This is a genomic window from Nocardia sp. NPDC003726, assembly GCF_053586955.1.
Genome location: NZ_JBSFNF010000001.1, coordinates 50,301 through 63,317 on the forward strand (window position 1 = coordinate 50,301; position 13,017 = coordinate 63,317).

Consider the following 13,017-nt stretch of genomic DNA (forward strand, 5'->3'; position numbering starts at 1 on the left):
GTGCGGACGGTTACGGTGGGGCGGTGACCACGCATCTGACCCACTGGGGGGCCTTCGAGGCGGACAGCGACGGGGAACGGCTCACGGAGGTGCGGCCGTGGCGTGGTGACCCGGAGCCGATGCCGTTGATCGGCAATGTCGCTTCGGCGCAGCATCACCCCACTCGTATCGATCGGCCGTATGTGCGCCGGGGCTGGCTGGAGAACGGGCCCGGGCCGGGCCCGCGCGGTTCGGAGGCTTTCGTTCCGGTGTCCTGGGAGCGGGCGTTGGACCTGCTGGCCGGCGAGCTCGGCCGGGTGTACCGGCGGTACGGTGCGGCGGCGGTGTTCGGCGGTTCGTACGGCTGGGCCAGCGCGGGGCGCTTCCATCACGCGCAGAGCCAATTGCACCGCTTCCTCAACTGCCTCGGCGGCTACGTCCGGCACGTGAACAGCTACAGCTTGGGCACCTCGACGGTGCTGCTGCCGTACGTCATCGGTGACATCGGCTGGGTGACGCAACAGGCCACGGCGAAGGCGGTACTGGCCGAGCACTCCGAACTCGTGGTGGCTTTCGGTGGTCTGTCGCCGAAGAACGCGGCCGTGTCACCGGGCGGGGTCTCCCGGCACAACATGCGGGGCTGGATCACGGCGGCGCGAGACCGGGGCTGCCGGTTCGTGTCGATCAGTCCGTTGCGCGACGACACCCCGCCGGAGAGTGCAGCCGAGTGGATCGCGCCGGTGCCGGGCACCGATGTGGCGATGATGCTCGCGCTGGCTCAGGTGCTGGACGCGGAAGGCCTGGCCGACCAGAAGTTCCTACGCGAGTACACGGTCGGTTACGACCGATTCGCGGCGTATCTTCGTGGGTCGGCGGACGGAGTCGTCAAGAATCCGGAGTGGGCCGAGGCGATCACCGGCGTGCGGGCCGAGCGCATCCGGATGCTGGCGCGCGAGATGGCCGCTGCCCGGACTCTGGTGACGGTGAGCTGGTCGCTGCAGCGGGCGCGTCATGGTGAGCAGCCGGTGTGGGCCGGTGTGGTGCTCGCGGCGATGCTGGGGCAGATCGGGCTTCCCGGTGGCGGGTTCGGGCATGGTTACGGATCGGCCGCGGGCGTCGGTGAGCCCGCGCGCGGGCCGGTGCCTCGTCTTCCGCAGGGGCGCAACGGCGTCGACGCGTTCATTCCGGTCGCGCGGATCGCGGACATGCTGCTGAACCCGGGTGCGCCCTATCGGTACAACGGTCGGGAACTGGTGTATCCGGATGTGCGGTTGGTCTATTGGTGTGGTGGCAATCCGTTTCATCACCACCAGGACCTGGCCCGTTTGCGGGCGGCGTTCGGACGCCCGGACACGGTCGTGGTGCACGACGCGTTCTGGACGGCTACCGCGCGGCACGCGGACATCGTGCTGCCGTCGACGATGTCGATCGAGCGGGACGATTTCGGTGCGGGAGAGGGTGATCGGTCGTTGTTCGCGATGCGCGCGTTGACCCGTCCGCCCGCCGATGCGCGCGACGATTTCCGGATCTTCGCCGAGACGGCCGATCGGCTGGGGGTCGGCAAGGAGTTCACCGAAGGACGGTCCGTCGCGGAGTGGCTGCGGCATCTGTACGAGCGGTGGCGTGCCGAGCGGTCGGATGCGGGACACGACTTCCCGGATTTCGACCTGTTCTGGTCCGGCGAGGCGATCGAGCTTCCGGTGCCGGACCCACGGCAGGTGCTGGCTGCGGACTTTCGCGCCGATCCGGACCGATGCCCGCTCGCCACGCCCAGCGGGAAGATCGAGATCTTCTCGACGACCATCGATGGCTTCGGGTACGCCGATTGCCCGCCGCATCCGGTGTGGCTGGAGCCGGAGGAGTGGCTCGGTGGTCGGGTGGCGCAGCGGTTTCCGGTGCAGTTGGTGGCGAATCAGCCGCGCACGAAGTTGCACAGTCAGCTCGATGTGGGCGCCTACAGCCAGTCGGTGAAGATCTCGGGGCGCGAACCGATCCGGATGCATCCCGCGGACGCCGGCGCTCGTGGCCTGTGTGCTGGTGACATCGTGCGGGTGTTCAACGACCGGGGTAGTTGCCTGGCCGGCCTGGTGGTGGACGAGGGGGTGCGGCCCGGTGTCGCGCAGCTGTCCACGGGCGCGTGGTACGACCCCGATCCGGCGGATCCGGCGTTCTGCCGCCACGGCAATCCGAATGTGCTCATCGCCGATCGTCCGTCCTCGACGCTCAGCCAAGGGTGCGCGGGGCAGCTCACCATGGTGCAGATCGAGCGCTATGCGGGAGCACTCACGGACGTGGCTGTGCTGCGCCCGCCGGGCAGGCTGGGCGAGGACGCACTGTGAGGTCGCCGTGCGGGCGATGGCGGTATCGGGTTTCGGCGTGCCGGGTGTGATGGCCGGTCGGCAGTGTCGGCCGGTGCCTCTACCATTCCCCGGGTGACCGGATACGACCCGCTCGATGCGTTCGAGCATCTCGACACCTCGACGTTGCCGCCGCGCCAGCAGCGGATTCTCGCCACGATTCGGGACTGGGTTCAGCGCTACGGGTATCCGCCGAATACGCGCGAGATCGGTGCTGCGGTGGGTCTGCGGTCGGCGTCGTCGGTGTCCAAGCATCTGCGGAGCTTGGAGGAGCGTGGTTTTCTGCGGCGCGGCCGCACGGTGTCGCGTCCGATCGATGTGCGGATGTTCTTGCAGGCCTCGGCGCGGGAGACGGCGGAGGATTCGGTGGCGGTGCCGGTGGTGGGTGATATCGCGGCGGGCGCTCCGATCCTGGCCCAGGAGCATGCCGACGACACGATGACGTTGCCGCGTGAACTCGTCGGCCGCGGCACGGTGTTCGGGTTGCGGGTGCGTGGTGATTCGATGGTCGATGCGGCCATCTGCGACGGTGACATCGTGGTGGTGCGGCAGCAGCACGAGGCGCATTCGGGGGAGATCGTGGCGGCGATGATCGATGGGGAAGCGACGGTGAAGGTCTACCGGCGGCGTAACGGTCACGTGTTCTTGGAGCCGCGCAATCCCGCCTACGAGGTGATCGATGGCGACGAAGCCGTGGTGCTCGGCAAGGTCGTGTCGGTGATGCGGCGGGTCTGACCTCGACGAATCGGCGGTGCGCCGGGTGCGGTGATCGTGGCGGTCGTACCCTGAACGGCATGTCGGAGTTGGTGCGGATGCCGTCCGGCGCCGGGTTCGAGCGGCTGGTGGGCTTGCTGGACGGGCGCCGGGTGGTCGCGTTGACCGGCGCCGGGATCTCGACCGACAGCGGGATCCCGGATTATCGTGGTCCGTCCTCGCCGCCGCGCAACCCGATGACCTACCAGCAGTTCGTGGGCGATCCGGTGTTCCGGCAGCGGTACTGGGCGCGTAATCACGTCGGCTGGCGGCGGATGGACGGATCGTGGCCGAATCCGGGGCATCGGGCGCTGGCGCGGCTGGAGCGCATGGGCGTGGTCAGCGGGTTGATCACGCAGAATGTGGATCTGTTGCACACCAAGGCGGGGCATCGGCGGGTGATCGACCTGCACGGCACCTACGCGCGGGTGCGCTGCCTCGGTTGCGGATCGCTGATCTCACGGATGTCGCTGGCCGACCGGCTGGAGGCGGCGAACCCGGGCTTCGCGGAGGCGGTGACCACCGATGGGCTGGAGGTGGCGCCGGACGCCGACGCGGTGGTCGCCGACACCACGGGCTTCCGGATGGTGGACTGCGAGCGCTGTGGCGGACTGCTGAAGCCGGACATCGTCTATTTCGGGGAGAGCGTGCCGAAGGAGCGGGTTGTCGCGGCCTACGAACTGGTCGAGGCCGCGGACGTGCTGCTGGTGGCCGGGTCGTCGTTGACCGTGATGTCGGGATTGCGTTTCGTGCGCCACGCCGCAAAGCGCGGTCGTCGCGTCGTCATCGTCAATCGGGGGCGCACGCGCGGCGACGAGCTGGCGGCGCTGACGTTGGACGGCGGGTGTTCGACGGTGTTGCCCGCGCTCGCCGAGTGTTTGGACGGGACGCGCGTGCCGGCCACGGCCGATCCCGCAGGGCGCGCGTAGTCCCGATCGTGTGCTCATTGCGGCCGGGACCGCGGTGCAGCGCGTGTGACCCGTTCCGGCATGGACATCGGTCATTGACCAGGGGGACGTTTCCCGTGGCGTGGCGGTGCTATTCGGGGAAGGAGTGGACACAGTGCCCCGATGAGGGGCGATCGAAGGAGGATCCCGTGGCCGAGAAGAGCTATCGCTCCGCCGAAACCGGTGAATACGTGAGTGAGGAGACCGCGGCGGAGAACCCGAGGACGACGCTCGGTGAGGACGAGCCGCACGCTGGGGACAATCGGCGTGACCGCTCGGCGATCACCGGGCACTTCGTCAAGCCCGATACCAGCCGTCGGCACCCCGACACCACCGTGACCGAAAACGGGTGACTGGATTTCGGATCCGCGTCGTACCTGATCGCGGCAGGTCGGCGCGGGAAGAGCGCCCGCGCCCGGGTTCAGGATCGCGCTGATCGCAATCATTCTGTGAACCGTCCGCACACCTTACTGTTCCGGACAGTACTTCTCGTGTGAGGACCGTGTCAGATGACGTTGCAGTTGGATCCGGCCACCTCCGCGCCGCCTTCCGCCTCCGTCGAGGCGGTGACCGAGAGCTCGTTCCCGTTCGCTCGCAGGCTGATCGGCTTGGCGCGGGCTTCTTCCGGTTTGGTCTTGGCGGTGATCATCTGGCAGCTGGGCGCTCGATCCTGGCTGGGGGCGACCACTCCCGCGCCGACGGAGGTGCTCGAGGCGGGGTGGGAGCTGATCAGGTCGGGGGAGTTGTGGCAGCATCTGGCGGCCTCCGGGCGCCGGGTCGCGGTCGGGTTGGCCATCGGCATCGGCATCGGTCTGGTGTGCGGGGTGGCGGCGGGGTTGTTCCGTGTCGCCGAGGATCTGGTTAACGGTCCGCTGCAGGCGTTGCGGATGTTGCCGACGCTGGCTTTGGTGCCGGTGTTCATCATCTGGTTCGGTATCGGCGATTCGTTCAAGATCGCGCTGATCATCGTCGCGCCGATCTTCCCGATCTATCTGAACGTGCTGGCGGGGATCCGGGGCGTGGACCGGCGGCTGGTGGAGGCGGCGGAGTCGCTGGGGCTCAACAGGTTCGAGTTGACCACGAAGATCATCCTGCCCGGAGCGTTGCCGCAGATCTTCGTCGGTTTGCGGCAGGCGCTCGGCATCGGCTGGCTGACCTTGGTGGTCGCGGAGATGCAGACGACGCCGGTCGGTCTCGGGTTCTTGATGAACGATGCCAAGGAGTTCCTGCGGACCGACCAGATCTTCCTGGTCCTGGTGATCTACGCGGTGCTTGGGTTGCTCACCGATCTGTTCGTGCGCGTGCTGGAACATCGGTTCCTGGCGTGGCGCACCGGATACGAGGGGAAGTAGATGACCGCCACCATCGGAACCGGTGTCCGCATCCGCGGGGCGGCGCGTGCCTTCGGCGGGCGCACGGTACTGCGCGGGGTGGATCTGGATATCGCGCCGGGTGAATTCGTCGCGCTGCTCGGTGCCAGCGGCTCGGGCAAGAGCACGCTGCTGCGTGGAATCGGTGGTCTCGACCGCGGCTTCAGCGGGTTGTTCGAGGTGCCCGGTTCGAAGGCGATCGTGTTCCAGGAGCATCGGCTGATTCCGTGGATCAACGTGTGGCGCAACGTCGTTCTCGGCGTCCACGGGGCCGGTAAGGCGCGGGCGTTGACGGCGCTGGAGGAAGTGGGGCTCACCGCGAAAGCGGATGCGTGGCCCGCGACGCTGTCGGGTGGGGAAGCGCAGCGTGTCGCACTGGCCAGGGCGCTGGTCCGCAATCCGGAGCTGCTGCTGCTCGACGAGCCGTTCGGTGCTCTCGACGCGCTGACCCGGTTGAAAGTGCAGGCTCTGGTGGCGCGTCTGTGGACGCTGCACCGGCAGTCGGTGCTGCTGGTGACTCATGACGTGGAAGAGGCGCTGCTGCTGGCGGATCGTGCGCTCGTGCTGCGTGCGGGCCGCATCGCCGAATCCTTCGCTATCACCGTCGCCCGCCCGCGTTCGGTGGTCGACCCCGAATTCTCCGACCTTCGCCGCCGGTTGCTGCTCGCACTCGGCGTGAACCCCGAGGCACCGACAGGAGCAGACGCATGAGTGAACCGTTGCAGATCAGTACCGACGTCTTGGTGATCGGCGGCGGGCCCGCCGCCTGCTGGGCGGCGATCCATGCCCGCGAGGCCGGCGCCGAGGTGACGTTGGTGGACAAGGGCTACTGCGGGACCAGCGGCGCCACCGCCCCTTCCGGCACCGGCGTGTGGTACGTGGCGCCGGAGGCGACCGCGCGGGCGAACGCGAAGGCCAGCCGGGAGGCGTTGGGCGGGCATCTGGCCGACCACTATTGGATGGACCGGGTACTCGATCAGACGTACGCGAACATGAATCGGCTCGCGGTGGAGGGGCGGTATCCGTTCCCCGTCGATCCCGCTACGGGTGAGCAGATCCGCACCGGTGTGCAGGGGCCGGAGTACATGCGGCGGATGCGGGCGTGGGTGAAGCGTGCCGGGGTGCGCGTCCTCGATCACTCGCCCGCGCTGGAATTGCTGGTGGACGGCGACGGTGTGGTGCGCGGCGCCGCGGGCTACCAGCGTCAGGCCGACCGGGACTACCGCGTGGTGGCCGGTGCGGTGGTGCTGGCCACCGGCGGTTGCGCGTTCCTGTCCCGTGCGCTGGGCACCAATGTCGATACCGGTGACGGCGCGCTGATGGCGGCCGAGGTGGGTGCGCGGTTCTCGGGGATGGAATTCTCCAACGCTTATGCGATCGTGCCGAAGGGCTCGACGATCACCAAGACCGCCTACTACGGGTATGCGACGTTCTTCCACGAGGACGGGCGGGTGCTGGAGGGGGCGGGCTCGACCAAGGGCCGTTCGGTGATCGCGCGGACTCTGTTGCGGGAGAGGGTGTTCGCGCGGCTGGATCGGGCCGATGCGGCGGTGCAGGCGCAGATGCGGCTGGGTCAGCCGAATTTCTTCCTGCAGTTCGATCGGCGCGGGATCAATCCGTTCACCGATCGGTTCGAGGTGGACCTGCTCGCCGAGGGCACCGTCCGCGGCACCGGCGGCATCGATGTCGTCGACGACGACTGCGCCACCACGGTGCCGGGACTGTACGCCGCGGGTGACGCGGCGACCAGGGAACGGATTTGCGGTGGTTTCACCGGTGGGGGCAGCCACAATTCGGCGTGGGCGATGTCGTCGGGCAGTTGGGCGGGCCGTGGCGCGGCGTTGTTCGCGTTGGGGGCGGGTCGGGTCGGGAGTGCCGATGTGCGGGGCGCGGGGCGTACCGGGTTGCGGCCGGAGCACGCGGAGTCGGTGTCGGCCGCGGATGTGGTGGCGGCGGCGCAGCAAGAGGTGATTCCGTTCGAAAAGAACTACTTGCGCCATGGTGACCGGATCCGGCCCGCGGTGGAGCGGCTGGACGATGTGTGGGCCGACGCCAGCCGTGGTTTGGGCGGCGGTACGGGAGACGAGCGGGTGCGTGCTCGGCAGGCGGCGGCCATGACCGCCGTGGGGCGGCTGATGTATCGGTCGACGCTGGCGCGCACCGAGACGCGGGGGATGAGCAAACGCGCGGATCACCCGGATCTGGACCCCAAGCAGCACCATCACATCCTGTCCGGCGGGCTCGACGAGGTGTGGACGGCGACGTCGGCGGCGGCCACCACCCTGGCGGTGGCGTGATGATCGAAATCCTGCGCGCGGGTGACTGCATCGCCTGCGACAAGTGCGTGGAGGTGTGCCCGACGAATGTGTTCGACCGCACCGACAGCGGCATTCCGGTCATCGCGCGGCAATCGGATTGCCAGACCTGTTTCATGTGCGAGGCCTACTGCCCGACGGACGCGCTGTACGTCGATCCGGAGGCGACGCCGCTGGCCGATCACGACGCCGTGCGCGGCGAGCACATCGGCCGCTACCGCAAGGAGATCGGCTGGGGCCGCGGCCGTAAACCGGGCAGTCTGGTCGCGGTGGGACCGCGTCTGCCGCACGGCACTGCGCCGCCGCGGTTGTCGGAACTGTGAACTACGAAAGCGAATCATGCGCAAACTTCGGCTGATGGTGCCTGCTGTCGCGTCCGCCTTGCTGCTGGTCCTCACCGGCTGTGGGTCGGACGACGCGGGTTCGGCGACTCGCGCCGAGATCAAGACCCTCCGTATCGGCACGATCGGCACCGGCAACGTGCTGACCGGGCCGGTCGGCTTCGCTCATCAGCGTGGCGCTGTGCTGCCCGCGCTGAAGCCGCTGGGGGTGGACGCCGTCGAGGTCTACAGCTTCCCCAACGGGCCGGACTTGAACCAGGCTCTGGTCGGTGGGCGCCTCGATGTCGCCACCTACGGTGACACCCCTGCGCTGGTGGGCGCGGCAGCGGGTTGAAGACGCGGTTGCTGGCCATCGCGGCGGTGAACTACAACGCCGGTGTGGTGGCCAAGGATCCGGCGATCCGTACGCTGAAGGATCTGGCGGGCAGGAAGATCGGTGTGCAGTCGGGTTCGTATATCGATCGCTATCTGCAGGGTGCGCTGAAGGCAGAGGGTATTCAGGCGCAGCTGGTGCATCTGCTGGCCACCGACGCGGAGGCGCCACTCAACGGCGGTGACGTCGCGGCGGTCGCGTTGCCGGATGTGAACCCGTCGTCGTTCTTCCACGCGTTCTTGGCCAAGGGTTTCCACCAGGTCGACTCGATTCACGACAATCATCCCGATCTGGCCGGCACCAGCTCTTCGGTGAGCAGCCAGGACTTTCTCGACAGTCATCCTCGGTTCGGTGCCGCGTGGCAGTCGGTGATCGCCGAGGCCAACCGGTATGCCAAGCAGCACTGGGACGAATACGTGAACTACGAGGTGTCGCAGTCGAAATCGCCGGAAGCGGTGGTGCGTGCGACCGCGCGGCAAAGCTACATTCCCGACGAGATCTTCGCGCCGCAGGGCGTCCAGTTGCTGACGGGTACCAAACAGTTCCTCGTGGAGCAGAAGAAGATCCGGGAGGATTTCGGTGTGGAGGAGTGGTTCTACCGGCCGGAGCGGCCCGGACAGGGCTGAGCCGATCCGGGCCGGCATCGTCCGGAAGTATCGACCGGGGTCGCGTCGCGGTGGCCACCGAGCTCGACAGCAGCGCGGTGGTGCCGGTTTCGACCGACGGAGCGTTCGTCGATGCCGCAAGGTGACACCGAAGCGGTCGGTGTCAGCGGTGGGGTGCGATCAGTCCGATCGCTGATTCGACCGCCACGTCGACGATGCTCGCGATGTCGTCGCCGTCTTCCACGGTGGTGGCGATGAGTTCGCGGAAGCCGCCGAAGAGGATCGTGGCCACCTGGCGCGATGGCGGCCGCAGTCCGGCGGCCGCGAATTCCGGTGTGTCGGCGAGTTTCTGGATGAGCGTCACGAATGCCGCGCCGACCTCGCGCTGCAGCTGCCGCGTGTCGTCCCCGAGAGCGGGGATGACACGGATCCAGCTGAGGGTGAGGGAGGGTTCTTGTTCCGCGGTGCGGATCCAGGCTTCGATGGCCTGGCGTACTTGGGTGCGCCAGGGCAGGTGCGGGTCGACGGCGGCCTCGATCCGTTGGATCATGTCCTTGTTGTGCTCGGTGAGCAGGGCGATGAAGCAGTCCTGTTTGCTGGTGAAGTGCTCGTAGAAGGTGCGGCGCGAGGTGCGGGCGTAGCGGACCACGTCGGCGACGGTGGAGTCCTGGTAGCCGCGCTCGCGCACCGCGGTGGCCATGGCGTCGAGCAGGCGGCGGCGGAACCCCGGATCCTGGCCGTTGTCGGCGGCGGTGCGGGGTACGGGCGCGGCGCGGGTCACGAGAATCAGGGTAGTTACTCCCTTCGGTTCGCCGCGTCCGGCCCGAGCGTCGCAGGGCGGTGGTCGGGCCGTGCATTGCCCAGCACCGGGTCGCGATGTCTTGGCCTTTCCCGTGGTCGGGCAGAGCGCCGCCACGGGGGACGCGATGGTGCCGTCATCGGTGCGACCGTAGCGCAGGGCGTGCACGTCGTGGGCGTGGCTCGTGCACAGCCGCCTGGGGGCGGGTCGATGTCACGCAGTACGTAGCCGCCGACCGGCTGGCAGGTGGGCGCGGCGACGATAAGGACGTCGAGATGTGCGCTCATGCCGTGGCCTCGACGGCGCGCTCGAGCGCTTGCCCGCTGGGTGTCCGGCGATGCACCACGGCGCGGCCCTTCTGCGCCGGGACCAGTGCGACGCCGCGGAAGTGGGTGCGCTCGTCGCGGGCGGTGGTGGGTTCGAGTGTGAAATCGCGCAGCAGCGTGCGCAGGACGACGTTCATCTCCAAGGTGGCGAAGGCGGCGCCGATACAGCGGCGGCTGCCGCCGCCGAACGGGATCCAGCTGAACGTGCCGGGACGGACACCGACGAACCGGTCGGGGTGGAAGGCGCGGGCGTCGGGGAAGAGTTCCTCGTTGTCGTGCATCAGCCGGATGTTGGCCACGATCTTCTGCCCGCGCGGCAGGGTCCAGCGGCCCAGCTGCACGGTTTCGGCCCGAACCTGGCGGAACGTCGCGTCGATCACAGGCCGCACTCGCTGCACCTCCAGCAGCGTGGCTTCGCGCAGTTGCGAACCCCCGGCGTCGGCTTCGGCGACCAAGCGGCGCAGCACGTCCGGGTGCCTGCGCAGCCGCTCGATCGTCCACGCCAGCGTCGTGGCGGTGGTCTCGTGCCCGGCGGTGAGCAGGGTCAGCAGTTCGTCGGCGATCTCACCGCGCGACATGGCCGAGCCGTCGTCGTAGCGGGCTTGCAGCATCATCGCCAGCACGTCGTCGCGCTCATCGATGCGGTTCTCGGCTGCGGCGCGGTCGATGAGCTGGCCGACGATCTCGTCGTAGCGGCGGCGGTGGGCCGCGAAGCGCGCCCAGGGGCCGAATCTGCCCAGCGTCCGCTGGGGGACCGGGACGGCGGCGAGGGCGGAGGCGATCAGGACCAGTTTGGGCAGTAGTCGGCGTAGTTCCTCGAACTCCGCTCCCTCGGCGCCGAAGACCGCGCGCAGGATCACGTTGAGGGTGATGCGCATCATCGAGTCCATGGTCGCGAACTCCCGGCCCGAGGGCCAGGAGGACATCTCACGGACCGCTTCGTCTTCGATGAGCGCTTCGTACACCGTGAGTCTGCGGCCGTGGAAGGGTGGGGTGAGCAGTTTGCGCTGCTTGCGGTGTTCGGCGCCGCTGAGGGCGAACAGTGAACCGGGGCCGAGGAACTGGCCGAGGTTGACGTCGATGTTGTCGACGAGGTCGGCGCTCGTGGTGAACAGGGCTTTGATCTCGGCGGGGTCGGCGAGCACGACGGCGCGTCCGAATCGGGGCATGTGGATGGTGAAGGCCGATCCGTAACGGTCGTGCAGGCGCCGCCATGTCCGGGTGCGTCCGGTCAGGACCTGCAGGTTCTGCACGATCGGCGGGGTGGATGGCCCGTCGGGAAGTCGCACAGCGGGCATGCGCCCACCTCCTCGTGTGGTACTTCGATGTACCACCCGTACGGTACGCGTACGTACCACGCTGTGGCAAGGATTACACACCGTCGTCACGAGATGTCCCACAACCGGGCACTGGGGGCGGCGAGCGCGGCGGCGATGCGGTCGAGTGCTTCGGCGGCGGGCAGCGAGCCCGGGCGGCGGCCATCGCGCAGCCGCAACGCCACCTCACCTGCGGCGACCTCCTGCGCGCCGATGACCGCCTGATACGGCACGAGCCGGTGTTCGCGGATACGCGCGGCGAGGCTGCCGCGATCGGCCGGCGAGATCGCCACCCGTAGCCCGCGGTCACGGCAGCGGCTTTCCCACCGCGCGGCCTCCGGATGCTGAGCCTCGGTCACCGGCAGCACAACCACCTGGGTGGGCGCCAGCCAGGCCGGGAACCGCCCGCCGTGACATTCGATCAGGTGGGCCACCGCCCGCTCCAAGCTGCCGATGACGCTGCGGTGCACCATGACCGGCCGGTGCGCGGCGCCGTCGGCGCCGGTGTAGCGCAGATCGAACTGCTCGGGTTGATGGAAATCGACCTGCACGGTGGACAAGGTGGATTCGCGTCCCGCGCTGTCGCGCAGCTGCACGTCGATCTTCGGGCCGTAGAACGCGGCTTCGCCCTCCACCGCGTCGTAATCAAGGCCGCAGTCGTCGAGGACAGTGGTGAGCAAGGTGATCGAGCGCTCCCACAAGCGCGCGGCGGCGGCATATTTCCCGCCGGTGCCGGGCAGCGACAACCGATAGCGGGCGGCGCGGATACCCATCGCGGCGTAGGCGTCGGCGATCATCGCCAGCGCCCCGGCGACTTCGGCTTCGGCTTGCTCGAGGGTGCAGAAGATGTGCGCGTCGTTGAGTTGGATCGCGCGCACCCGGGTCAGCCCGCCCAGCACGCCCGACAGTTCCGAGCGGTACATGCCGCCCAATTCCGCGATGCGCAAGGGCAGTTCGCGATAGCTGCGCGCCCGCGAACGGAACAGCAGCGCGTGGTGCGGGCACAGGCTCGGGCGCAGCAGCACTTGCTCACCGCCGAGAATTATCGGCGGAAACATTTCCTCCCGGTAATGCCGCCAGTGTCCGGACAATTCGTAGAGCTCACGCTTGCCGAGTACCGGCGAATACACGTGCTGGTAGCCCGCGCGGCGTTCGGCGGTGCGCAGGTAGTCCTCCAGGGCTTGGCGCACGGCCGCGCCGTCGGGTAGCCAGAACGGCAGTCCCGCGCCGATGAGCGGGTCGGTGTCGAACAGATTCAGCGCACGGCCGAGGATGCGATGGTCGGGCATGGTGGTCTCCTCGTCGAGGGGGCGAGTGACCACGAGAAGAAGGCCCGGGGCACTCGCCCCGGGGCTGGCATGAACGTGGATCAGCGCGCCGGGACGAATTCCGGCGTCGTCGTCACAGCAGCGCGCTCCATGCCGGCGACGGTAGCAGAGGCAGCCGCGCCGGCGCACCGGAGTTTTCCAAGACGCCCCCGGCGTGACGATTCCGGCGCATAATCGAGTCCGTCTGGAACACAAGGACATCGGGGGT

At 68.5% G+C, this 13,017-nt stretch carries 13 protein-coding genes; 10 read left to right on the plus strand and 3 right to left on the minus strand.

Annotation, left to right across the window (positions count from 1 at the left end):
- Nucleotides 1-23: 23 nt before the first annotated feature.
- The 10 genes from ACWDMM_RS00250 (at nt 24) to ACWDMM_RS00295 (ending at nt 9,061) form a co-directional block, all read left to right on the plus strand.
- Nucleotides 24-2,318, plus strand: coding sequence for a molybdopterin guanine dinucleotide-containing S/N-oxide reductase (locus tag ACWDMM_RS00250; protein WP_357104894.1), 2,295 nt, complete (start codon nt 24-26; stop codon nt 2,316-2,318).
- Nucleotides 2,319-2,411: 93 nt separating this feature from the next.
- Nucleotides 2,412-3,071 carry a transcriptional repressor LexA gene (gene lexA / locus ACWDMM_RS00255; RefSeq protein WP_195081145.1) on the plus strand — a complete coding sequence of 220 codons (660 nt, stop codon included), beginning with the start codon at nt 2,412-2,414 and terminating at the stop codon, nt 3,069-3,071.
- Between the two features lie 59 nt (nt 3,072-3,130).
- Nucleotides 3,131-4,018: a Sir2 family NAD-dependent protein deacetylase gene (locus ACWDMM_RS00260; protein WP_357104897.1), complete on the plus strand. Its 888-nt coding sequence runs from the start codon at nt 3,131-3,133 to the stop codon at nt 4,016-4,018.
- A 167-nt stretch (nt 4,019-4,185) separates the two neighbouring features.
- Nucleotides 4,186-4,389, plus strand: a complete 204-nt coding sequence (locus tag ACWDMM_RS00265) for a hypothetical protein (protein WP_195081147.1) — start codon at nt 4,186-4,188, stop codon at nt 4,387-4,389.
- 156 nt (nt 4,390-4,545) lie between these two features.
- The gene (locus ACWDMM_RS00270; protein ID WP_357206172.1) at nt 4,546-5,388 is read left to right on the plus strand and encodes an ABC transporter permease; all 843 of its coding nucleotides are present in this window, start codon (nt 4,546-4,548) and stop codon (nt 5,386-5,388) included.
- Nucleotides 5,389-6,117 carry an ABC transporter ATP-binding protein gene (locus tag ACWDMM_RS00275; RefSeq protein WP_357104903.1) on the plus strand — a complete coding sequence of 243 codons (729 nt, stop codon included), beginning with the start codon at nt 5,389-5,391 and terminating at the stop codon, nt 6,115-6,117.
- Nucleotides 6,114-7,703, plus strand: coding sequence for an FAD-dependent oxidoreductase (locus tag ACWDMM_RS00280; RefSeq protein ID WP_449935228.1), 1,590 nt, complete (start codon nt 6,114-6,116; stop codon nt 7,701-7,703). The genes ACWDMM_RS00275 and ACWDMM_RS00280 overlap by 4 nt, the downstream gene beginning before the upstream one ends.
- On the plus strand, nt 7,703-8,044 hold the full coding sequence (locus tag ACWDMM_RS00285) for a 4Fe-4S dicluster domain-containing protein (RefSeq protein WP_195081151.1): 342 nt from the start codon (nt 7,703-7,705) through the stop codon (nt 8,042-8,044). The genes ACWDMM_RS00280 and ACWDMM_RS00285 overlap by 1 nt, the downstream gene beginning before the upstream one ends.
- 16 nt (nt 8,045-8,060) lie before the next feature.
- The gene (locus tag ACWDMM_RS00290) at nt 8,061-8,396 is read left to right on the plus strand and encodes a hypothetical protein (protein WP_449935230.1); all 336 of its coding nucleotides are present in this window, start codon (nt 8,061-8,063) and stop codon (nt 8,394-8,396) included.
- On the plus strand, nt 8,393-9,061 hold the full coding sequence (locus ACWDMM_RS00295; RefSeq protein WP_449935232.1) for an ABC transporter substrate-binding protein: 669 nt from the start codon (nt 8,393-8,395) through the stop codon (nt 9,059-9,061). The genes ACWDMM_RS00290 and ACWDMM_RS00295 overlap by 4 nt, the downstream gene beginning before the upstream one ends.
- Nucleotides 9,062-9,203: 142 nt before the next feature.
- Here the strand turns inward: ACWDMM_RS00295 and ACWDMM_RS00300 are convergent, their stop codons facing one another.
- The 3 genes from ACWDMM_RS00300 to thrS all read right to left on the minus strand — a co-directional run bounded on the left by ACWDMM_RS00300 (nt 9,204) and on the right by thrS (nt 13,010).
- Nucleotides 9,204-9,821 (minus strand): TetR/AcrR family transcriptional regulator, encoded by a 618-nt coding sequence (locus ACWDMM_RS00300; protein WP_449935234.1) that lies wholly within the window; start codon nt 9,819-9,821, stop codon nt 9,204-9,206.
- A 301-nt stretch (nt 9,822-10,122) separates the two neighbouring features.
- The gene (locus ACWDMM_RS00305) at nt 10,123-11,463 is read right to left on the minus strand and encodes a cytochrome P450 (protein WP_449935236.1); all 1,341 of its coding nucleotides are present in this window, start codon (nt 11,461-11,463) and stop codon (nt 10,123-10,125) included.
- Between the two features lie 86 nt (nt 11,464-11,549).
- The gene (gene thrS, locus ACWDMM_RS00310) at nt 11,550-13,010 is read right to left on the minus strand and encodes a threonine--tRNA ligase (RefSeq protein ID WP_449935238.1); all 1,461 of its coding nucleotides are present in this window, start codon (nt 13,008-13,010) and stop codon (nt 11,550-11,552) included.
- Between the last annotated feature and the right edge of the window lie 7 nt (nt 13,011-13,017).